Source organism: Sorangium sp. So ce448, assembly GCF_051520915.1.
In the GTDB taxonomy this organism is placed as follows: Bacteria; Myxococcota_A; Polyangia; order Polyangiales; family Polyangiaceae; genus Sorangium; species Sorangium cellulosum_B.
Genome location: NZ_CP150343.1, coordinates 10,343,992 through 10,365,881, shown reverse-complemented (window position 1 = coordinate 10,365,881; position 21,890 = coordinate 10,343,992). Strand labels below are relative to the sequence as shown.

Here is a 21,890-nt window from a genome sequence, read left to right as displayed (position 1 = left end):
GGGCGCTTCACCGGCGGGATGGCCGCGACCGCCGCCATGGCGGCGCCACCCCCTGAGGTGGAGCGCTCCTCTCGGCGGTGGCGCACGGCAATGGGCCGAACGGGCTCATCGTGCTCAAGGCCGCGCTCGTTGCGCTTGGCCGGCTCGACCAGGAGCACGCGATGGTCTACTTTCAGGTCATCTGGAAAGGGTTGCGTGAGCCCATGCGGCGGGCTCTGGAGGCGTTGGTCATGGAACGGCAGATCGAAGGCGAGGAGAGGTTTCCGTTCGTGCGGGAGCTGATGGATCGCAGCGAGCTCAAGGGCCTACGTGAGGGCAAGCTCGAGGGGCTACGCGAGGGCGAGCTCAAGGGCAAGAGGGACACGCTGCTGCGGCTGCTTGCGCGCGCAGGGATCGCGCTGAACGCGAACGAGAGCGCGCGCATTCACGCATGCACGGACCTCGCGACCCTCGACCGCTGGATCGATAACGTGCTCGGGGCGAAGACTGCCACCGACGTGCTCTCCTGACTGGAACGCGCTGACCGCGAAGACACGCGAGGAGATCCTCTCTCCAGCGCGCCGCCGTGGAGGCGGGCACGCCCTACCTGCTCGCCGTGGACCCCAAGAAGACCCAGCCCGTTCGAGCGCGGGCAGCTCGTCCTTGACGAGATCACAGCGACGCTCGACTGGCTGTTCGACGATGGCGTCGACGATGGCGTCGACGATGAGAGCGACGCGAGGCTCGCCAAGTCGCTGGCGCGATGTCGTGACACGGGCATCGATCCCGGCGTGATGCCGTCTCGGGCGGAGACGGCCTGATCCTGCGATCCGTGCTCGGAGATTCCGGCTCGACGGCGCGGGGACCAAGGTTATGGTGCGACCCCGCAGCGCAATCGGGCCGACCCGCGGAGGGGAAGATGAACCAGGAAGAGCGGCAGGACGCAGCCACCTATCGCGTCGTCGTCGATCACGAGAAGCAGTACACCGTCTGCCCTGTCGAGCGCGCGATCCCGAGCGGGTCGCGGGAGGCCGGCAAGCAGGGATCCATCATGGAGTGCCTCGCTTATATCGAGCAGGCATGGGAGCGCCTGCGCGCCCCGGCGGAGGGATGCGCCCCGCCGGATGTCGCCCGGGCGCGCGCGGAGTGGCTCTCCTGACGCCGCCATGACGCGAGGATGGCGGCGATGACAGGGGCGACGTCGCCATGAAAGCGGAGTCCGCGCCGCCCGCCCGGCAGCCTGGTCAGGCTGGACCGGGCAGGCTGGAGCAGGAGCACGCTTGCTGGACGGAGGTCGGTGCGCCATGGGGGCCTGCCGAAGCGTGCCAACCTGGGCCACAGGGGAACTCCTGCGCTCGACGTAGCTGCATGAAACAAGGCAAGGATCGCCGCGGAACGGCGCGGCCGGCAGCCTGGCTCAAGACGGAGCAATCGGCGTGCGGTGGATGCTCCGGGGCCAGCGCGAGCTGCGTTCCGTGCGAGGGCGCCAGCCCAGGCGAACCGTGCGATGCTGTCGGCTATGCTTGCGAGAACGACTCCGGGGGCGGCAACTGCGGTGGGGCGATGCGCTGCAAGCACGACAAGACATGGGTTGCATCAACGCTCTACCCCTGGTGCTGCATCTAGGTAACGAGCGCCGCGGTCCCGCCCCGCGGAGGTGGACCCGAGTCACGGCGCGGTAAGCGCCGTCTGCGTCTCGAGCGGATCGATCCCGCGCAGCACGGCGGCGCCGTGCGGTCCAGCGAGGCGACAGGCTTCCTCGATCGGGAGGCCGTGGGCGAGATAGAAGGTGAGCGCCCCGGCGAAGCTGTCGCCGGCGCCGTACTCGCCGAGGACGCGGTCCGGCGCGGGCGGCGCGTCGACCAGCGCGGCGCTCCCCGGGCGGAGGATGCGGACGGGCCGCGGCCCGTCGGTGAGCACCAGCGCGCCGGGGCAGGGGTCGTACGCGTCGAGCGGGGCGTTCTCGCGCGGATCAGAGGCGCTGCCGATGACCACGTCGGCGGCGATCGCCGCCGTTCGGAGCGCCGCGCCCCTGCGGGCCGTCACCACGAGGCGACGCGCGGCGCGCGCGAGGCGCAGGCTCTCGGGGTCGGCGCCGGTGAAGTACACGGCGTCGCAGCCGGCGAGGATCGACCACGGGAGCGGGTCGGTCGCGGCGGGCTGGAGCGGGGCCCCGGTGACGAGGATGGTGCGACGGCCCTCGGCGTCCACGACGACCACCACGCGCGGGTGGTCCACGGCGCGCACCGCCGCGTGGACGTGCACGCGCCCCGGCGCGACGCGGATGCGCTCCTCGACGGCGCGCGCCGCCGCGTCGTGCCCGAGCGCGGTGAAGAGGTGGATCTCGGCGTCGCTCCGGCAGAGCTGCGCGAAGGCGAGGCCGCCGCCCCCGCCGGGCAGGAAGCGCGCGTCGAGCAGGTGAACGATGTCGCCCGGCTGGGGGACGCCCTCGGTGCGGCCGAGCGTCACGTGCTCGACGTGACCCACGACGGCGATGCGCGGCGCTGCCATGCCGCTCGACATAGCACGGCGGCGCCGCGCCGCGCGGGCGCCTCCTGGCCGCCCCCCGGCCGGAGCACGCCCGCCTCCCCGGCCCCCCGCCATGCCCGGCGACGCCCCTCGCCGGGGTTGGCCGGCGGCGCGCGCGGGAAAAGAGGATCGGTGCCTGTCAGAAGCCGGACGGCCGCGGCGTAGGAACGGGGGTGGCCGTCGAGCCACACCCGGTCCGCGCCCCCGCGCCCTCCCGCGCGCCAGGGCCAGCCGCCGTTGCGCGCTGGTGAGCGGAGACGCACGCGCGTCGGCCGCGCGACGGGCGACGCGCGACCCGCGGCGGCGCGCTGGCCGAAGGGCTTTGTCTGCCCGGCTTCTCATCAACGATCCATGTCCAGAGGAGATCAACACCGTGCTTCAACACGCATTCGACAGATCCATCCGGTACCCTGCGCCATGCCTCGCCGCCGCGCTCGTCGCGGGCCGCGGGAGGACGGGCGCATCATGAGGAGGCTCTGCAAAGGCGCGCTCCTCGCGGCGCTCGCCGTCGGGAGCACCATCGCGAGCGCGAGAGACGCGCGGGCTGCAGAGGGCGCCAGCGCCTTCTGGAGCAACGCCGTCGAGGTCCAGGTGTCGGGCGGCGCCCTCACCCGCGGCCCGGGCTGGGGCTGGAGCGCCGGCGCCTCGTCGGTCCAGCAGATCGAGGCGGGCGACGGGTTCGTCGAGTTCTCCACGAACGAGGCGAACCGGACCAAGCTCGCCGGGTTGAGCCGCGGCGATGAGAGCCAATCGTTCTGGGACATCGATCACGGGGTGCTCCTTCGCGCCGACGGGGGCATGGAGATCCTCGAGCAGGGGTACGGGAAGGGCTACTTCGGGACCTACCAGGCCGGCGACGTCTTCCGCGTCGAGGTGTTCAATGGCCAGGTGCGTTATCGCAAGAATGGGGTCGTATTCTATACGAGCGCAACGGAGCCCACCTACCCGCTCGCGCTCGACGCCAGCCTGCACGACGAGGGCGCGACAGTCACCGGCGCCCAGGTCACGAGCTGCGCGGCCGGCGACGAGAGCTGCATGCCGCCGGGGTTCTGGAAGAACGTCCGCTACGCCCCGGCGAACGGGACCTTGCTGACGCGCAGCCCGGGCTGGGGCTGGCACGCCGGGGCCTCGTCGGTCCAGCAGATCGAGGCCGGCGATGGGTTCGTGGAGTTCTCCACGAACGAGGCGAGCCTCGACAAGATGGCGGGCCTCGGCAACGGCGACACGGACCAGGGCTTCGGAGACATCGACTATGCGGTCTTTCTGCGCGCCGATGGAGGCCTGGAGATCGTCGAGCAGGGGTACGGGAAGGGCTACTTCGGGACGTACCAGGCCGGCGACGTCTTCCGCGTGGAGGCGTTCAGCGGCCAGGTGCGTTACCGCAAGAACGGGCTCGTGTTCTACACGAGCGCCACGGCGCCCACCTACCCGCTCGGGCTCGACACAAGCCTGAACCACGAGGGCGCGACCCTCACCAGCGCCCAGGTCGCGAGCTGCGCGGCCGGGGACACGAGCTGCATGCCGCCGGGGCTGTGGAGGAACGTCCGTTATGTCACCGCCAACGGAGGCGTGCTGACGCGAAGCGCCGGCTGGGGCTGGCACGCCGGGGCCTCGTCGGCCGAGCAGATCGAGGCGGGCGACGGGTTCGTGGAGTTCTCCACGAACGAGGCCAATCTCGACAAGATGGCGGGCCTCGGCCACGGCGACGCCGATCAGGGCTTCGGGGACATCGACTATGCGGTCTTTCTGCGCGCCGATGGAGGCCTGGAGATCGTCGAACAGGGGGTTGGACAGGGGTACTTCGGGACGTACCAGCCGGGCGACATCTTCCGCGTCGAGGTGTTCAATGGCCAGGTGCGTTACCGGCAGAACGGGATGGTGTTCCACTCGAGCAACACGGCGCCCACCTATCCGCTCGGGCTCGACACAAGCCTGAACCACGACGGCGCGACCGTCACCGGCGCCCAGATCATGAGCTGCGCGGCCGGGGACGAGGGCTGCATGCCGCCGCAGGAGTGGAAGAACGTCCGCTACGCCACGGCGAACGGAAGCCTGCTGACCCGCGACGCCGGCTGGGGCTGGCACGCCGGGGCCTCGTCGGCCGAGCAGATCGAGGCGGGCGACGGCTACGTGGAGTTCTCCACGAACGAGGCGGACCTCCAGAAGATGGCGGGCCTCGGCCACGGCGACACGGACCAGGGCTTCGGAGACATCGATTACGCGATCTACCTGCGCGACGACGGGGGCCTGGAGGTCTACGAGCAGGGCGCTGGACAGGGATACTTCGGGACCTACGAGGTCGGGGACGTCTTCCGCGTCGAGGTGTTCAATGGCCAGGTGCGCTACCGCAAGAACGGGATGGTGTTCCACACGAGCGCCACGGCGCCCACCTACCCGCTCGGGCTGGACACCAGCCTGAACCACGAGGGCGCGACCGTCGCCGGCGCCCAGGTCGCGAGCTGCGCGGCCGGGGACACGAGCTGCATGCCCCCCGGGCCATGGCAGAACGTCCGCTATGCCACCGCCAACGGAGGCGTGCTGACGCGCACCGCCGGCTGGGGCTGGCACGCCGGAGCCTCGTCGGCCGAGCAGATCGAGGCGGGCGACGGCTATGCTGAGTTCTCCACGAACGAGGCGAACCTCGCGAAGATGGCGGGCCTCGGCCACGGCGACGCCGATCAGGGCTTCGGAGACATCGATTATGCGATCTACCTGCGCGCCGATGGGGGCCTGGAGATCTACGAGCAAGGGGTTGGACAGGGGTACTTCGGGACCTACCAGGCCGGCGACGTCTTCCGTGTCGAGGTGTTCAATGGCCAGGTGCGGTACCGCAAGAACGGGCTGGCGTTCCATACGAGCCTGACGGCGCCCACCTACCCGCTCGGGCTCGATACAAGCCTGAACCACGAGGGCGCGACCGTCACCGGCGCCCAGGTCGTGAGCTGCGCGGCCGGGGACACGAGCTGCATGCCGCCGGGGTTCTGGAAGAACGTCCGCCATGCGCCGGCGAGCGGGGGCTCGCTGACGCGCGCCGCTGGCTGGGGCTGGCACGCAGGGGCCTCGTCGGTCCAGCAGATCGCGTCGGGCGACGGGTACGTGGAGTTCTCCACGAACGAGACGGACCGGTACAAGATGGCGGGCCTTGGCCACGGCGACGCCGATCAGGGCTACGGAGACATCGATTACGCGATCTACCTGCGCGGCGACGGGGGGCTGGAGGTCGTGGAGCAAGGCTACGGAAAGGGCTACTTCGGCACCTACCAGGCCGGCGACGTCTTCCGCGTCGAGGTGCAGAACGGCCAGGTGAGCTACCTGAAGAACGGGGCGGTGTTCCACACGAGCAGCGCGGCGCCCACGTACCCGCTCGAGCTGGATACCAGCCTGTACGACGACGGCGCGACCATCACGAACGCGTCGGTGTCCGGCGCCGGCGGCGGGGGGGACCCGACCACCGGCTGCGGCCAGGTGGGGCCCGGCGACGAGCTCAGCGACACGAAGGTGCCCACGTTCTGCAATCACCCCACCACGATGCCGAACGGGGATGCGCCGCCCATGGGGCAGTACTTCGGCCATACGTGCACTTCGGTCGTGCTGCAGACCGTCTATTACACGCACACCTCCGGCAACCACAGCGGGCTCGATTTCTCCGTCCCGGCGCGCAGCCCCTTGTACTCGGTCGGCTACGGAAAGGTCATGTGCGCCGGGCGAAACGCCTGCACAGGCAGGTACCCCACTGCCCAGGGCGCGCCTTCCCAGATCGATCTCACGATCCGCTATGGCTCGGTGTACGTCATCTACGGGCACGCCGCGTCGAGCCTGGTCGCCGAGGGCGATCTCGTCGTCCCGGGGCAGGAGATCGGCGAGTCGTCGGACTGGCCGGGCAACGATCACCTGCACTTCGAGGTCCGCCGCGTCGCCGACAACAAGGCGCCGAACCCGGTGCCCTTCTTCTCGCCGGACCTCCGGAGCTACCTCGAGGGCACCGTCACCGACACGCACTTCTGCACGGGGCACTTCGATGATCAGGCCGACGTGGGGTTCACGGCGGGCACCCAGCTCGACGAGCGGCCGTGCACGGACGCGAACGACGGCACGACCGGCCCGATCCGCTGCCAGGGGGTGTGCGACTACAGCCCTGCGGACTGCGAGGTAAAAACCTACCGCGACGGGCGCAGGGAGGTGCACGAGTACTGCACCGTCTTCAGCTGCGGCGGCGGCACCTTCGCCTGCGGGCTCCGCCGGAACACGGCCGCCCAGGCGTGCCAGTGACACCCGCGCCGTGACGCCGCCCATCCTCGGCCAGCGCTGTTGAGCCGAGCTCGCCGGCGCTGCCGCCTGGCCGGCCTCCACCCTCCGCCATGGCGCCGTCACCAGCCGCCGCGGAGACGCGCCGCGCCCGCGGGCGAGCGTGGAGGGCCGCGCCGCTCGGGGGCGGCGGTGCGTACGAGTTGCCTCGGACGCGAAATCGGATCAATCGACGCCATGGAATCAGCAGCGGCGCGGCGCGCGCCAGAGCTCGGCTCCTCGAGGCAGCCAAGCCTGAGCACGCTCCTCGGGGTCGCGACATTTCTCCTCACGGGCGCGGCGATCGCCGTGGTCGCCGCGCTCATGGCCGCCTCGGCGACCATGCAGCAGGCCACCGGGATCCTCGGCGACGCGATCGAGAGCGTCCGCCTGGTGCACAGCCTGCAGATCGACCTCCTGCTCGATGCACATCAGACCCACCGCGGCGCCGGGTCCGCCGGCGGCGGGCCGATCTCCACCTTCCACGAGTGGGAGATCGAGCTAAGGGAGGGCCTTGCGGAGGCTCACCGCTACGTGAGCAGCCAGGAAGAGAGCGGCGTGCTCGTCGACGCAGAGCGGCGCGTCGACGAATACCTCGTCGGGCGTCGATCCGGCGATGCCGGCGGCTCACCCCCCTCGCCGGACGCGCCGGCGCCGGCCACCGATTCGCTCGCTTTCGACGAGGCGTTCAAGGCCCTGGACCGCCTTGTCGAGATCAACCTCCATCAGGCCCGTGAGTCCCAGGCGCTCATCGAGCGTCTGGGCCGGCGCGCGACCACCGCCGGCGTCGCGGCCGTCATCTTCTTCATGGCCGGCGCGTCCCTGGTCCTCATCAGCGCGCGGCGGCTCGTCTACGGCCCCGTCGTCGCGATCCAGGAGGCGATCGGCCGCTACGGCGCGGGGGACCGCGCCGCGCGCGCGCCGCTCGTCGGGCCGCGCGAGCTCGGGGACATCGCGCGGGCCTTCAACAGCACGGCGGAGTCGCTGGAGCGCCAGCGTGAGGCGCAGTTCGCGTTCCTCGGCGGCGTGGCGCACGACCTCAGGAACCCGCTCTCGGCGCTGCGGCTGTCCGTCGGCTTCCTCAACGACGGAGGCCCCCCGTCGGAGCCGCGCGTGCAGCGGACCATGGCGCTCGTCGGACGGCAGGTCGATCGCCTCGAGCGCATGGTCGGGGACCTCCTTGACGCATCGCAGATCGAGGCGTGCAAGCTCGACCTCCGGGTCGAGGAGCGCGACCTGCGCGAGCTCGTGCAGGAGGCGGCCGAGCTCTACCGTCCGGTCTCGCCGGGGCACCCGATCGAGCTCTCGCTCCCCGAGGCGCCGGTGCTCGTCCGCTGCGATGCGACGCGGATCCAGCAGGTGCTCAACAACCTCCTGTCGAACGCGCTCAAGTACTCTCCCGCAGGCGGCCAGGTCGACGTGGTGGTCCACGGCGGCGGCGGCTGCGCCGAGATCGCGGTGCGCGACCGCGGGGTCGGGATCGATCCGGCGGATCTGGCGCACCTCTTCGAGCCGTTTCAGCGCCTCAAGGCGTCGGCGGGCGCGATCCCGGGGACGGGCCTCGGGCTCGCGGTGGCGAAGCGCATCGTCGAGGCGCACGGCGGCCGCCTCCTCGTCGAGAGCGAGCCGGGCGCCGGCTCGGTGTTCCGGGTCGAGCTGCCGCGCGCGTCCTGATGGGAGAGGCGGTGCACGAGGCCGCGACACGGGGCGCGCGAAGGGCGACGCCTCCACGAAGCGACCCCCGCTCCGCGCGGCCGTACGCTCAGGCGCCCGTCCCCGCCGCGCGCCGCCAGCGGTCCTCGCGGCGCACCACCCGCCCCTCGCGCTCCAGCTTGATCAGGTGAGCCTCGAGGCTCAGCCGCGCGAGCGGCCAGACGAGCGGCGCCGTGTCCGCATAGACGACCGGCAAGAGCGCCTCGATCGACGTGCCGCCCGCGCCGCCCGCGCCGGCCTCGCTGCCTGCGCCGGCCTCGCTGGCCGCCTCGAGCGCCGCGACCACCAGCCGCTCCCTTCCCAGGCGGTGCGCGATGTAGCGCCGGAACAGCGCTTCCGGCGCGCCGATCGGCCCGCCGTGCGCCGGCAGCGTGACCCGCGCACCGAGCCCCGCGAGCCGATCGAGCTGCGCGAGGTACTCCGCCATGTCGCCCTCCCGGGGATCGATCAGGATGGTCCCCTCGCCGGCCACCATGTCGCCGCAGACCAGGGCGCCCTGCGCCTCGTCGAGGAAGCAGAGGTGGTCGGGCGCGTGCCCCGGCGTGTGGAGCACCCGCAGCGCCGTCGGCTCCGGCCCGCCGAGCCGCACCACCTCCCCGTCCGCGAGGCGGCGCGCGAGCGGGACGCCCGGGAGGCGCGGGGCCGCCTCGGCGTGCCCCCAGACCGGCAAGCCGAGCTCGGCCGCGAAGAAGCGCGCGCCCCCGACGTGGTCGGCGTGGTGGTGGGTCACCGCGATCGCCACGAGCGACCGCCCCTGGGAGGCGAAGCCGCGCGCCCAGGCGAGCCACTCGCGGCGCTCGTCCTCGTACGGCGTGGCCGGCTCGACGAGCAGCACCTCGCCGCCGCCGAGCGCGTAGCTGTTCGTGTGGGTCGCGGGCGGCAGGGTCGGCGTGCGCGCGGGGAAGGCCTCCACGCCGCGCACGCCGGGCCCGACGGGCTGCGGGCGGATCACCGCTCCACGACGACCGCGAGCGCCTCGCCGCCGCCGATGCAGAGCGTGGCCAGGCCGCGCTTCGCGTTCCGGTCCTTCATGGCGAAGAGCAGCGTCGTCAGGATGCGCGCCCCGCTCGCGCCGATCGGGTGGCCGAGCGCGACAGCGCCGCCGCGGACGTTGACCTTCTGGGCGTCGAGCCCGGAGAGCTTGTTCACCGCGAGCGCCACCACCGCGAACGCCTCGTTCACCTCGAAGAGGTCGATCTGGTCCGTCGGGATGCCGAGCTTCTTCGTCGTGTTCGCGATGGCCGCGGCCGGCGCCGTCGTGAACCACTCGGGCGCCTGCGCGGCGCCGCCGTAGCCGACGATCCGCGCGAGCGGCGTGAGCTTGTGCTCCTTGACGGCCCGCTCGCTCGCCAGGACGAGCGCGCTCGCGCCGTCGTTGATCGACGACGCGTTGGCCGCGGTGATCGTCCCGTCCTTCTGGAACGCGGGCTTCAGGGACGCGAACTTCTCGGGCTTGCCGGCGGGCGGGCCCTCGTCCTCCTTCACGACCACCGCGTCGCCCTTCTTCTGCGGGACGGAGACGGGCGCGATCTCCGCGGCGAAGAGCCCCTCGCGCTGGGCCGCGACCGCGCGGCGGAAGCTCTCCTTCGCGTACTCGTCCTGCGCCTCCCGCGAGAAGCCGTGCTCCCTGGCGCACGCGTCGCCCGCGGTGCCCATGTGGAAGTTGCCGTACGGATCCCACAGGCCATCGTGGATCATGCCGTCCACGAGCTTGCCGTCGCCCATGCGGTAGCCGGAGCGCGCCTGCGGGAGGTAGTAGGGCACGTTCGACATCGACTCCATGCCGCCGGCGACGACGACGTCCGCGTCGCCGAGCGCCACCGTCTTCGCGCCGAAGATCACGGCCTGGAGGCCCGAGCCGCAGACCTTGCTCACGGTGGTGGCCGGCACCTTGCTCGGGATGCCGGCGAAGATGGCGGCCTGCCGGGCCGGAGCCTGCCCGATACCGGCGGACAGGACATTGCCGAGGAACACCTCCTCGACGGCCTCCGGAGACAGCTTTGCCCGCTCGAGCGCCGCCCGGATGGCGACCTCACCCAGGCGGGGGGCGGGCAAGGGCGAGAGTGCGCCCTGGAACGCGCCGATCGGCGTCCGGGCCGCTGCGACGATGTACACGGGGACGGGCAGGGTCATGATCTCCTCCAGCAGCGCTGATGCCATTTCATTCGATGACGCCAGCCATGCGCCTTGCGAATGTGCCTTGGGTACCTCGGTTGCCCTGGGGGGGCAAGCCGCCCCCGGCGACGCTCCGCTGCCTGCGCGGTCGCGCGCGCGGTTCGTTCGGTTCGCGCGGTTCGCGGGTTCACATCCTCATCGAGCGCCCCCTGCGTCGCTCCGCCGGCCGGGCTCTTCGCGACCGGGCTCTTCGCGGTCCCCTCGAGATCGTATGTCACCACGCAGTCGTCCGCCGCGCCCGCGCGCCGCGCCTCGCGGGAGGGGCGCCGCGGCCGCGCGCAGGCGGGGGAAACCGGGAGTGGAGCGCAGTCGTCGTGCGGACGCTCTCGGACGGAATCCAAGCTCCGCCCGAGCCGGATCCAGGCTGGCCCTGAGCGCCCGCGCCCTCCGGGCCGAGGCCCCGCCGACTGGTCGCCTGCCCGCGGCGCGCGGCGACGCTGGCGCGGGCCGGGGGGCGCTATGTGGTACGCCGGGGACGTCGCGTGATAACGTGCGCGCCGATGGGGAAGGGGGGCTGTCCTCCTGCGCCCGGGCGGACAAGGAGCGAACGAGCGATGGTGAATGCAGGCGATCGTGCCCCCGATTTCTCTCTCGAAAGCGACAGCGGTAAGACGGTGGGCCTCGCGGATTTCCCGGGCAAGACGGTCGTCCTCTACTTCTATCCAAAGGACGACACCCCCGGCTGCACGCGGGAGGCCCAGGCCTTCTCCGCGGCCCTGCGCGCCTTCGCCGAGGCCGGCGCCGTCGTGCTCGGCGTCTCCCGCGACTCCGTCGAACGCCACCGGAAGTTCAGGGACAAGTACGATCTCGGGGTGACGCTCCTCAGCGATCCGGATCTCGCCGCGCACAACGCCTACGGCGTCTACGGCGAGAAGTCGATGTACGGCAAGAAGGTGATGGGCACCATCCGCAGCACCTTCATCATCGGCCCCGATCGCGCGGTGAAGCACGCCTTCAGCGCCGTGAAGGTCGACGGACACGCGGACGAGGTGCTCGCGCTCGTGCGCGGAGGCGGCAGAGGCGAGGCGCCGCCCGCGCCTGGAGCACGGGCGCCCGCGAAGAGCGCGGCCAAGGCGCCTGCGAAGAGCGCGGCCAAGGCGCCCGCGAAGAGCGCGGCCAAGGCGCCTGCGAAGAGCGCGGCCAAGGCGCCTGCGAAGAGCGCGGCCAAGGCGCCCGCGAAGACGCGATAAAGGGCGATAAAGGACCCCAGGAACCGTCGGACAACGACATAGCCGACTCGGGGCGTGCGGGCCGTCGATCGCCTGATGGATGGCATCGCGAGGGCCTCCGGCGCGGGGACGGCGGGCTCGCCAAGCTGGACGGGCCCGGCGCTTCATGAAAGAATCTGTACCGTTGCTTGCAAATCGATGAAACTACCACGACACCAGGGCTCATCTCTCGATCCGCTTCGTGGCAGGTGGAGCGATGAGCGCTGGAGCGAGGGAGCGAGGGAGCTGGATTATGATGTTGAAGCATCCGATGCTACGGACTTTTGCTTTGCTGAGCTGCCTCTCCGCGATCGTCGCGTGCGGCGATGACGAGCCGCCGCCCAAGGTGACCGAGGGCGACGGCGGCGGAGGCAGCGGGGGGGACGGCGGCGGCGGCACCGGCGGCACCGGCGGCGTGCCGGTCGAGACGTGGGATCTCGACCGCAGCAAGCCGCTCTCGGACGTCGCTCCGGAGTTCACGGAGGCGGAGCACCCGCTCGCGCCGGGCGCCGTGCTGGCCGATCTCAAGGCCCCGCTCCCCACGAACGCCACCTGGATGAACTTCGCGCTCGGCCAGGGCGATCAGCGGATCAACGCCGCGCCGTACGACCTCAAGGCGGTCGGACAGGCGCTGTCGATCTCCCGGCCCAACGTCGTGGTGGAGAGCACGTCCGTCACCTCGGCGGACCTGACGCAGCTCGCGCTCAGCGCGCGCCAGGCCTTCTCCGGCCACACCGTCAAGTCGGCCGATCTCCTGTCGGTCACCGTGGAGTGGGCGGCGCAGGGCGGCACGATGACGGCGCCCATCGTGTACGGGATGCCGTACGTGACGGCCACGTACGACGGGCTCGCCCCCTCTGTCCGCGCCGGCGACGGCGTGGCGATCACCGAGGTCAACGGGGAGTCGACGAGCCCCACAACGGTCACGGGCGACCGATTCGAGATCTCGCTCAACAACGGCCAGACGTGGGTGCTCTATGCGTTCCCCGAGATCAGCCTCGAGTGGGACGCCCTCTCCATGACGGCGGACGAGCCGTACGAGGGCTCGCTCCGCCTCGCGCTCGTCCCCGGGCCGAACGCCGCGGCCGCGCTCGACGACCACGCCGCCGTCATCCCGGTCGGCGGCGACATCGAGGCCTCGGTCACCGAGGACACCGCCACCGTGCGCTTCGTCTGGAAGACCGAGGGCGAGGGCGATCTCCTGACCATGGCGCTGCCGCACCATCTGGATCACCTCGATATGTTCAAGACGGCGGACGTCTCGTACCCGACCGTGATCGGCCAGATGAAGGGCATCTCCGGTGCGAGCTGGGAGCTCGAGTACCCGCTCAGCACGATCGGCTGGGACGCGCCGCGCCGCGCCTCGGACGAGTGGGGCGAGGCCATCATCGCCGCCCTCGAGGAGGACAAGGGGTTCATGCCCGACGAGGAGGTCGCCGGGACTGACCCCTATTTCGGGGGCAAGCAGCTCGCGAAGCTCGCGCGCCTCGCGCAGATCGCCGAGGTGGTCGGCAAGGCGGATCTCGCGGAGGAGCTCAGGGCGCGGCTCAAGTCGCGCCTCAACCCGTGGCTCAACGGCCAGAACGCCAACCCCCTCGTCTACGACACGACCTGGGGCGGCCTCGTGACGACCAAGGGCCTGACGGACGAGGCCGCCGACTTCGGCCAGGGGTATTACAACGATCACCACTTCCACTACGGCTACTTCCTCTACGCGGCGGCCGTGCTCGCCAAGAGCGATGAGGCGTGGCGCGAGGAGTACGGGGACAAGGCGCTCTGGCTCGTCCGGGACATCGCGAACCCGAGCGCCAAGGACAAGTTCTTCACGCCGTTCCGCAACATGGATTGGTTCAGGGGCCACTCGTGGGCGTCAGGGCTGTTCCCGTTCGCGGACGGCCGCAACCAGGAGTCGACCTCCGAGGCCGTCAACGCCTGGTACAGCATGCAGCTCCTCGGCGAGGCGCTCGAGAACAAGGACGTGCAGAACCTCGGCCGGGTGCTCCTCGCCCTGGAGACGGCCTCGGCGCAGACGTACTGGCAGGTGACCGCGGACAGCACCGTCTACCCCGAGCCGTTCAAGAACAACGGCGCCGTCGGCGTGCTCTGGTCCACGAAGGCCGACTTCGGGACGTGGTTCGGTCCCAACCCCGAGTACGTCTATGGGATCCAGCTGCTCCCGATCACGCCCATCTCGGAGTCGCTCATCTCCAAGGACTGGGTCCAGGACGCGTGGCCCGTGATCTCGGAGACCACCGCGGACGCGGAGGACCCCTGGAAGGCGTTCCTGATCGCGGCGCACGCGACCGTCGACAAGGAGGCCGCCTGGGAGGACGCGCAGGCGCTCACCGCGCTCGACGACGGCCTCAGCCGGACCGCGCTCCTCTACTGGATCGCCACGCGGCCCTGAGCGGCCGCCCTCTCCATCGAGCGCCCGGCGGCCGTGAGCCGCCGGCGCTCTCCGTGGATCGCCCCACGGCCGCGAGCCGGCCATCGCCTCGAGCCCGACCTCCCCCTCGATCCGGTAGCGTTTGCCCTCGGGCGCCTCGATCGGGGTAGAGTGCAGGGGTCCGTCGAGGAGCGCTCGAGCGCCCTGCGCGCCTCGTCGGGATTGCTCCCCATCAGGCTGCGGAAGTCCTGTTGTCGCATCCGTAGAACGAGGCGCGCGCTGCCCTTCAGAGCTGCTGCACCCAGGTGTTGCAGGAGGAGAAGCCGACCTCGATCGGGAGCACGCCCGCGCTCAGCGAGATGTTGTTCGCGGTGCCCACGAACTGCCCGCTGGTGGTGAGGATCTCCGAGGTCTGAAAGCCCACGATCTCCCCGGCGGCCGCGCTGACGACGAGCGACTGCCCCTGGACACCGCTGAACGGCACGTCCAGGAGGGAGAAGCCGCCCCACGCGCCGATGCTGATGTTGGTCGCCACGCCGGCGCAGGTCGTGAGATAGCAGCCGAACTCTCCGTCACGGCCATAGACGACGCCGGTCTCGGCTCCCAGCGTCGCGCCGGCCTCGATCCCCACGCCGAAGCCGTAGGTCATCGTCGTCCCGCTCGACCAGGCGGCGCCTGCCAGCGTGGCGTCATAGAGCTCCTGGCAGCTGTTGACGTCGAGGTTCTGCAGCCAGCACACCGGCCCCACTCCCTGGTAGCCCGTCTCGCACTTCGGATAGCAGAGCGCGCCGTTCTGGTCTTGGTCAGCGCGGCAATGGGGCGTGACGCCCGCGCCCCGCCCATAGGAGCTCTTCCCGAAGATGTGCGCGTTGATCCGGCAGGTGCAACCGTCGTTGGTGTAGCCGGGCGGGCACACGGAGCACCCCTTCGCGAGGGTGACACCACACTTATCGTACCAGGGGCACGACGAATTGTTGGCGCTGATGATCCGCGCGTCGCGACGGCAGGTCGCGCCGTCGTCGGAATAACCGGCAGGGCAGACCTGCCAGCAGACGGGGCCGACGCCCACATAGCCGCTGTTGCACTTGGGGTAGCACAGCGAGCCCTGCTGCTCGAAGCCTGGATCGCACGTATTCAGCGGCACCCCAGCGCCGCGCCCGTACGACGTCGCCGGAATGGCGACGCCGCTGGCAGTGACGCCGCCGGCGACTTGACTCTCGGAGCGGAAGAAACTCGCGATCCGGCCCTGCGGGGCGGTGAGGGCTTCGCGCGACTCGCCGATCTCCCCGGCCTCGCCGGCCTCGCCGGCCTCGCCGTCCGTGGCCGTGTCCTCGTCGGTCACGTCTGCGCCGGCGACGCAGCCGGCGAGCACAGAAGCGATGAAGGAGATCGAAGCAACGTGCGAGAGATTCATAAACCTACGCTTGGTCATGTGGCCTCCTCGTGGTTGACGTGACCTGCGGGGCCATGGCGCGCTGCGAGGCGTCGCCGGCCTTCATCGAAGCGTGGAGCTATCGCCGCGCCGCCTCTCGGCGAGGCACGGCCCCGCGGTCCACATCCGTGTTTACGGATCGTCGACGGCGTGCGTTTCAAGAAAAGCGACGAGCTCGCCGAGGAGGCCGCCGATCCTGCGAGTCGCCCTGGAGGTGCCTCGCGACGCGCCGCCCACGACGGAGTCACCCGACCTGGCGGCGCGATGATGGTGGCCCGCCGCCCGTGGTGCCCGAGCCGAAAGGTGAGCGCCCCGGGAGGATGCTGGCGGGCGCGAGGGCGGCTACGCTGCCGCGATCATGCCCGCGGCGGGCGGCTCGGCGGCGGCATCAGCCACCATCCCACGACGGCGCCCACCGCAGTGACCACGAGCACCGGCAGGACGTGGCCGAGCAGGAGGTGACGAGGCCCCGTGACCGGGCACCACAGATCGGTGAGCCCCCAGGCGAGAGCCCCCACCGCGGCGCCGAGCGCAGCGCCCGTGACCGCGGGGTGTCGTGGATCGGTGCCGCGGCGCGCGAGCAGGAGCAAGGTGAGGGGGAGCGCGGAGGTGATCAGGCACAAGAGGAGGCAGCGCAGCCCGAGCCTCGCCGGCGCTTCGGCGACGGCGCCGAGGGCGCCGCTCCAGCCGAGCTTCCAGCCGAGCAGCAGGGCCGGCGCCGAGGCGGCGGAGGCGATCAGCGCGCCGCGCGGGCGGCCGAGCGTCGAGCGCCCGCGGGCGAGCGAGATCCAGAGCGCAGAGGCCGCGATCGACAGCGCGCCGGCGAACGCGCCGAGAGAGAGAACGCCGGGGCGCTCGAACGGCGCGTCGATGACGGAGACGACGAGCAAGTAGGCGGCCACCATGCCGATCGCCGCGCCCGCGATGAGCCAGGCAGCGCGCCGCTGCGCCTCGCCCCGGGTCGGGGAGGGCTCGGCCTGTGCGGCTGCGAGGACGCGCCGCTTCAGATCGGGCTTGAGATCGGGAGGCGTCATCGCACGAACTCCACGAGATCGTCGCCGAGCATCTCGCGAAGCGCGGTCATGGCGTAAAACTTCCGCATCTTGACGGTGTTGACGGTCGTGTCGAGCACCTGCGCGGCTTCTTCCAGCGACAGCCCGTCGAGGGCGACCATCTCGAAGGCCACGCGGTTTTTGGCGGGCAAGGTCTGGAGCGCGCGGTCCAGGCGGCGCAGCAGCTCTCGGGGCGCCAGCTGCTCGTCGAGCGCTCCGCCCGGGCTCGGGACCTGCTCGGAGCCGTCGTCGGCGCCCTGGAGCGCGTCGAGATGGGCGCGCCGCGCATGATCGACGGCCAGGCGCCGTGCGATCGCGAACGCCCACGGCGCCACCTTGGACCCGCGCACGAAGCAACCGCGAGCGCGGTGGATCTGAAGGAAGCACTGCTGCAGCAGATCCTCGGCGTGCGCGAGGTCGCGCGTCCGGCGCCGCAGGTAGGCGAGCAGCCGCGGGGCGAGCGCGTCATAGAGCCGTTCGAAGGCTGTGGCGGCGCCGGTCACGGCGTACTCTTCCATTGCATCGTCGGCCGATATGCGCGCCTGGACGACAGGAGACGCCTGCGTCTTGGTCTTGTCAAGCTGGGGTCCCGGCGGCAGCCGAGCGGAAATTGGCCCTCCTCCTCGGAACAATTTGCGGGTGAGCCCTTCGGGCTCCGGCAGGTTCCCGAGCGCGTTGTAGAGGGCGATCTCCGCGTGTTCGTGGGTGAAGTCACGTGGACGGAGGGCGTCAAACCGCAGCTCGGGGCGCCACGTTTTTGTGGTTGCTGCGCAACACTTTCTCCCTTCCGGCTCGCCGTCTTCCGTTCCGTCGTCCTGCTACCCGAGCATCGGCCTCGTCGCGCTGCACGGCGGGGTGACCGTGCGCGACAGCGAGATCGAGACGTCCGACGGTGGCCAGGGCGGCGACGGCGGCGAGCCCCAGCGAGGCGGACGACGGGCTCTCGAGCGTCGGCGGCAAGGGGGCTGACGGATTGCCCGGCGGCGCGGAGGACGGACGCGACGGCGGCCCGGCGCGGTCGGCCGGTGAGACCATCCGGTGCCGTATTGAAATCTCCAGGGCCGTGCTCCAGGTCCACACGGCGGCATGTGGAGCGCCCCCGCCAGGGACCGGCGGCAAAGAAACGACGGCTGTCATGAGTGGCCGAGCACAGGTGCTGTTTCAGGTGGGCGCGAGGGCGTGGGTCGTCACCGGGATCGGGCACCTCGCGATCACCGCGCTGCTGCTCGGTCGCCCCGCGTCGCCCGCCGCGGAGACCGCGGTCCTCGGCGCGATGCGGGCGCACCGGATGACCATGATGGGGCTGTCGCGCGACCTGCTCGGCCTCTTCAGGGGGTTCAGCGTGGCCATGGGCCTTGTGCTCGCGCTGCACGGCGCCGTCTGCGCGCTCGCCGCGCTCGCCGCGCTCCCTGCGGTCGTGGCGCTGAACGCGGCGGTGTCGCTGGCGGCTGCTCGGCCGCCGCGCGCCCTCCAGGCGGCCCAGGCCCCACATGCGGCGCTCGCCGCGGTCGACGCCCATGGATGGTCTCGGGCGAGGACGGCGTCGCTCTGGAGACGCTCCGGTTTGCTGAATCGCTGGATTGGAGCTCGCCCAGCGAGCCGCGTCGGTGGAAGCCGGCGCGTCCACAGGCCCAGGTGGGTTAGTAGATTCGGATTCGTTCAAAATCGGCGATGGCCATCTCCAAGAGCCGCAGAAACGTCCTACCTCCGGGCTCTGTCAGCAGCGTGAGGTTGGGATACGTGAACTCGCACGGCACGACCACACGACCGTCATCGGACCAAGGGTACTCCGCATTCGCGGGCGAGATCTCACGATCGACCGCGGGCGCCAGTTTCTCGATCTCGCGGGCCAGCTTTCGCGCAACCTTCACGGTCTCTCGGAGCAGCTCATCTTTTCCTGCGTAGCGCTGCTTGATCTCGGGCGACCCGAGATAACTCTGCATGAACCGGGAGAATGCCACGTGTTCGGTGGTGAGCCGATCCTCGTCCGTGTCCGTGTCCCGGAATCTGTACGCCTTCGCAACCTTCTCGCCGGCCATCTGGAGGTAGTGGAGCAGATGACAGATCGGGACACCTGGAATACTCGACAGGAGCCGATAGATCTCGAAATCGCTGCCGCCTTGCTTGATATAGGCAAGTGCCCAGCTCGCCCGGTCGGGGACGGACGTCGCGACGTCACGCGGCATCGGCATCCCGAGGCCGGAGGAACTCTCGTGCGGTCTCGAGCGACCACCCCGCAGGCAGCGGGATCTTGCGCTGACGAATGGCGTCCATCTCGGCCGGCGTGACCTCGGCGACCACGCTCGGGTAGGTGATGTCTCCTGCGGCCCCGAACGCGAAGGGTACCACGCGTCCAGTCTCAACACTCGCCGCGTTCACCTCAAGGAGCTTTATCGGCTCGCCGGCTGCGTTCTCATCCGTCGCGATGATCCGGTAGACCGCGCGGAGTTCCGGCTCGATCCTGAAATGCCAGGCGATCAGGCTTGCAGCTACCTCGTCCTTCTCGTGCACGTCGACCTCCTCGCTCGTAGGTGTGCGGGCAGGGTAGCACGTCGGGCGGTCGCGAGCTCCGGCGTTTGCGGTCCCCTGTGCGAACCATCTCGCGCCGATGCGGCTTCTCAGCACGAGGTCCGCCGGTCCAACGACGCAGCTCACCCGCGCGGCGCGCTGCCGAGCGGAGCGAGGCTGCGCGCAGCGTCGGATGCAGCAGCGAGTTCGTCCGCGCCCTACGCTCCACGGCTCGCCAGTCGCCCTGCGTCCTCAGGCTCGACGAGGCCGAACGCCGCGTCCTGCGCGTCGTCACATGCCGCGATCCGCACGCCGTTCGGAAGCGCGATGGGCCCGATGACGTTCCCGCCGTGCCTGCGCACACGGTCGACTGCGACGTCGACGTACGGGACGGAGAAGAAGAAGAGCCAGTGGGGTTGGACTCCGGGGCGCCCCTCGACGTCCGAGATCAGCCCGCTGCTGGATTCGCCGGCGCCGAACGCGAAGCGTTGGCGGTGGCGGAGCTGGCCCAGATCGACTTTGTCGGTGCAAGACAAGTCGACGAGGGCCGAATCGTGCATGGCGGCGGTGTCCGGATCGCGCGGTTCGAGTTGATGCCAGACGCCGCCCGCAGAGGATCCGGCTGAGCTGTCGGTCACGGCGACAAGCGCACCGGAGACCATCCGGTGCCGTATTGAAATCTCCAGGGCCGTGCTCCAGGTCCACACGGCGGCATGTGGAGCGCCCCCGCCAGGGACCGGCGGCAAAGAAACGACGGCTGTCATGAGTGGCCGAGCACAGGTGCTGTTTCAGGTGGGCGCGAGGGCGTGGGTCGTCACCGGGATCGGGCACCTCGCGATCACCGCGCTGCTGCTCGGTCGCCCCGCGCCGCCCGCCGCGGAGACCGCGGTCCTCGGCGCGATGCGGGCGCACCGGATGACCATGATGGGGCTGTCGCGCGACCTGCTCGGCCTCTTCAGGGGGTTCAGCGTGGCCATGGGCCTGGTGCTCGCGCTGCACGGCGCCGTGTGCGTGCTCGCCGCGCCCGCCCTCGCCGCGCTCCCTGCTGTCGTGGCGCTGAACGCGGCGGTGTCGCTGGCGCTGCTGGTCCTCGCCGTCCGCGCGTTTCCGCCGCCGCCGATGGTGACCATGCTGGTCGCGACAGCGTGCTTCGGCGCGGCGCTCGTGGTGGGGTGAGCGTGCGGGCGAAGATAGCCCCATCGCCCATCGCCGTCGCCACGAGCGGGCCGTCGGACGAACCGTTGCGGCATCGCTCGTTCAGGTTCCGGCGGACCGCGCCGCCATCAGATGATCTGGTGACATGGTCTGCGTCTTCTACTCAATCTGGGCCTGATCTGGCTAACGCCCTGCCGGTCTGCCGCGGTCCGGGCACCGCGCGAAGCGCGCTGCCCGACCGTCGGCAGCATTGACTCGCTGGGCGGCTCTGCGTGTATAGCGCGCTCACGTGGAAGTTGGTCAAAGCCTCGTTCATGCAGATTTATCGTTCATGCGGATTTGTAAGTTTCTTGAGCTTCACGCCCATTCTCAGGCTTCTCCGGCGGCCGCGAGGACGTGCTGCTTGAGCGCGGCGCCGATGTGAAAACCTTGACGACTGAGCGCGTCCATCCACGCTCGGACCTCGTCAAGGTGCCCCTGACGTTTCCCCTCGAGCAGGACGCCGAGGGTCCCCGTCATCCGTAGCCCATGTCGCCGGCCCACCTTTCTGCCGTCAACCTCGTCGATGAGCAACAGCGACGCGCTCCTCTCAACCGCCAGCGCGATGGCCGCAGCCTCTCCGGGGTCGAGCTGCACGAGGAGCTGCCGCAGAAAAGGCCCATCGAGCGGCGCGGCCACGACCAGCGCATCGGCACCTGGCGCCTCACGCCAGGCGCCGAGGACGTGCTGGCCTCGATCGAGTTCGTCGACCACCTGGGCGGGGACGAGCACGCGCCCGAACAGAAGCCCGAGCAACGGAAGCTGTCCGATCCGGAGGAGGTGCGACACAGGCGTGTTGTTCGTCACCACCAGCGGCGTCGTCATGGGAGCCCGCCACTGCCCGCGGCTCGCCGGAACGCAGCGAGGTCGGCGAGATCCTGATCGAAGTCCTCGACCGTGAGCCGTGACGGGATCCCGCGCTGCCCGAGGAGGTCGTCGAAGGCAACCCGATCCATCCCCGACAGCCGGCGAGCGGCGGCCTTGGGCAAGAGCTCGCGAGCGTACAGCTGCACGGCCAGCTCTCGCTTGAGCACGGCCTCCCTCTCGGCTGGTGGAATGCGTGCCTCGTCGAGGATGTCGTCCGAAATTTCGAGGTTGAACGATCCCATGCTGCCTCACGTCCTGCCGGTGCACGCCGAGGATCCCACCCGACGCCGTGGCCTGCAAGGCCGAGATGCTCCCCGCCCCACGCTGCCCGGGTCGACGGCCGGGCGAACGCTCACGTGACCCCGGGTCCACGCCACGCGAATGTCGCATCGACGCAGCTCACTCATCGTCGGTGCGATTGTCGTCGGGAGCGACGTCCGCCGGGACGTAACCGCCCAGCCGTCGCCATGGGCGCAACCCCTTGCGGCTCTCGCCGGGGTCGACGATACTGGGCGCGGGGCGGCGCCTGCCCAGGCCCGGGCAGACGCGAGCGGGCACGAGCG

General features: G+C 70.8%; 19 protein-coding genes. 8 read left to right on the top strand and 11 right to left on the bottom strand.

Features of this window, described 5'->3' with window-relative positions; genetic code table 11:
• Window positions 1-110: 110 nt before the first annotated feature.
• Together WMF45_RS39150 and WMF45_RS39145 are read left to right on the top strand one after the other, a co-directional pair.
• On the top strand, window positions 111-509 hold the full coding sequence (locus WMF45_RS39150; protein WP_437711038.1) for a hypothetical protein: 399 nt from the start codon (window positions 111-113) through the stop codon (window positions 507-509).
• A gap of 389 nt (window positions 510-898) precedes the next feature.
• Window positions 899-1,138, top strand: coding sequence for an MbtH family protein (locus WMF45_RS39145; RefSeq protein WP_437711037.1), 240 nt, complete (start codon window positions 899-901; stop codon window positions 1,136-1,138).
• A 509-nt stretch (window positions 1,139-1,647) separates the two neighbouring features.
• Here WMF45_RS39145 and WMF45_RS39140 read toward each other — a convergent pair.
• A complete protein-coding gene (locus WMF45_RS39140; RefSeq protein WP_437711036.1) occupies window positions 1,648-2,490 on the bottom strand; it encodes a PfkB family carbohydrate kinase in 843 nt (280 codons plus the stop codon).
• Window positions 2,491-2,973: 483 nt separating this feature from the next.
• On the opposite strand from WMF45_RS39140, the gene WMF45_RS39135 reads away from it, so the two are divergent.
• Window positions 2,974-6,777: a M23 family metallopeptidase gene (locus tag WMF45_RS39135; RefSeq protein WP_437711035.1), complete on the top strand. Its 3,804-nt coding sequence runs from the start codon at window positions 2,974-2,976 to the stop codon at window positions 6,775-6,777.
• A 213-nt stretch (window positions 6,778-6,990) separates the two neighbouring features.
• Window positions 6,991-8,466 (top strand): ATP-binding protein, encoded by a 1,476-nt coding sequence (locus WMF45_RS39130; RefSeq protein WP_437711034.1) that lies wholly within the window; start codon window positions 6,991-6,993, stop codon window positions 8,464-8,466.
• An 88-nt stretch (window positions 8,467-8,554) separates the two neighbouring features.
• On the opposite strand, the gene WMF45_RS39125 is transcribed toward WMF45_RS39130, so the two are convergent.
• Together WMF45_RS39125 and WMF45_RS39120 are read right to left on the bottom strand one after the other, a co-directional pair.
• On the bottom strand, window positions 8,555-9,457 hold the full coding sequence (locus WMF45_RS39125; protein ID WP_437711033.1) for an MBL fold metallo-hydrolase: 903 nt from the start codon (window positions 9,455-9,457) through the stop codon (window positions 8,555-8,557).
• Window positions 9,454-10,638: a thiolase family protein gene (locus WMF45_RS39120; protein WP_437711032.1), complete on the bottom strand. Its 1,185-nt coding sequence runs from the start codon at window positions 10,636-10,638 to the stop codon at window positions 9,454-9,456. Before WMF45_RS39120 ends, WMF45_RS39125 begins: the two co-directional genes overlap by 4 nt.
• Before the next feature lie 596 nt (window positions 10,639-11,234).
• On the opposite strand from WMF45_RS39120, the gene WMF45_RS39115 reads away from it, so the two are divergent.
• Both WMF45_RS39115 and WMF45_RS39110 read left to right on the top strand, forming a co-directional pair.
• Entirely contained in the window at window positions 11,235-11,870 is a 636-nt protein-coding gene (locus WMF45_RS39115; protein WP_437711031.1) for a peroxiredoxin, read from the top strand.
• Between the two features lie 271 nt (window positions 11,871-12,141).
• The gene (locus WMF45_RS39110) at window positions 12,142-14,295 is read left to right on the top strand and encodes a glucan endo-1,3-beta-D-glucosidase (RefSeq protein ID WP_437711030.1); all 2,154 of its coding nucleotides are present in this window, start codon (window positions 12,142-12,144) and stop codon (window positions 14,293-14,295) included.
• Between the two features lie 265 nt (window positions 14,296-14,560).
• Here WMF45_RS39110 and WMF45_RS39105 read toward each other — a convergent pair whose 3' ends face one another.
• The 3 genes from WMF45_RS39105 to WMF45_RS39095 form a co-directional block, all read right to left on the bottom strand.
• The gene (locus WMF45_RS39105; RefSeq protein ID WP_437711029.1) at window positions 14,561-15,688 is read right to left on the bottom strand and encodes a hypothetical protein; all 1,128 of its coding nucleotides are present in this window, start codon (window positions 15,686-15,688) and stop codon (window positions 14,561-14,563) included.
• 374 nt (window positions 15,689-16,062) lie between these two features.
• A complete protein-coding gene (locus tag WMF45_RS39100; protein WP_437711028.1) occupies window positions 16,063-16,740 on the bottom strand; it encodes an NrsF family protein in 678 nt (225 codons plus the stop codon).
• Window positions 16,737-17,276: an RNA polymerase sigma factor gene (locus WMF45_RS39095; protein WP_437711027.1), complete on the bottom strand. Its 540-nt coding sequence runs from the start codon at window positions 17,274-17,276 to the stop codon at window positions 16,737-16,739. The genes WMF45_RS39100 and WMF45_RS39095 overlap by 4 nt, the downstream gene beginning before the upstream one ends.
• A 617-nt stretch (window positions 17,277-17,893) precedes the next feature.
• On the opposite strand from WMF45_RS39095, the gene WMF45_RS39090 reads away from it, so the two are divergent.
• A complete protein-coding gene (locus tag WMF45_RS39090) occupies window positions 17,894-18,487 on the top strand; it encodes an LIC_13387 family protein (protein ID WP_437711026.1) in 594 nt (197 codons plus the stop codon).
• Here WMF45_RS39090 and WMF45_RS39085 read toward each other — a convergent pair.
• The 3 genes from WMF45_RS39085 to WMF45_RS39075 form a co-directional block, all read right to left on the bottom strand.
• Window positions 18,399-18,944 carry a hypothetical protein gene (locus WMF45_RS39085; RefSeq protein ID WP_437711025.1) on the bottom strand — a complete coding sequence of 182 codons (546 nt, stop codon included), beginning with the start codon at window positions 18,942-18,944 and terminating at the stop codon, window positions 18,399-18,401. The genes WMF45_RS39090 and WMF45_RS39085 overlap by 89 nt on opposite strands.
• On the bottom strand, window positions 18,934-19,269 hold the full coding sequence (locus tag WMF45_RS39080; RefSeq protein WP_433926599.1) for a hypothetical protein: 336 nt from the start codon (window positions 19,267-19,269) through the stop codon (window positions 18,934-18,936). The genes WMF45_RS39085 and WMF45_RS39080 overlap by 11 nt, the downstream gene beginning before the upstream one ends.
• 215 nt (window positions 19,270-19,484) lie before the next feature.
• Window positions 19,485-19,973 carry a hypothetical protein gene (locus WMF45_RS39075; protein WP_437711024.1) on the bottom strand — a complete coding sequence of 163 codons (489 nt, stop codon included), beginning with the start codon at window positions 19,971-19,973 and terminating at the stop codon, window positions 19,485-19,487.
• Window positions 19,974-20,028: 55 nt separating this feature from the next.
• Here WMF45_RS39075 and WMF45_RS39070 point away from each other — a divergent pair, with 55 nt between their 5' ends.
• Window positions 20,029-20,442, top strand: a complete 414-nt coding sequence (locus WMF45_RS39070; protein WP_437711023.1) for an LIC_13387 family protein — start codon at window positions 20,029-20,031, stop codon at window positions 20,440-20,442.
• A gap of 348 nt (window positions 20,443-20,790) precedes the next feature.
• Here WMF45_RS39070 and WMF45_RS39065 read toward each other — a convergent pair whose 3' ends face one another.
• On the bottom strand, window positions 20,791-21,285 hold the full coding sequence (locus WMF45_RS39065) for a DUF3368 domain-containing protein (protein ID WP_437711022.1): 495 nt from the start codon (window positions 21,283-21,285) through the stop codon (window positions 20,791-20,793).
• Window positions 21,282-21,569, bottom strand: a complete 288-nt coding sequence (locus WMF45_RS39060) for a UPF0175 family protein (protein WP_437711021.1) — start codon at window positions 21,567-21,569, stop codon at window positions 21,282-21,284. The genes WMF45_RS39065 and WMF45_RS39060 overlap by 4 nt, the downstream gene beginning before the upstream one ends.
• Window positions 21,570-21,890: the final 321 nt, after the last annotated feature.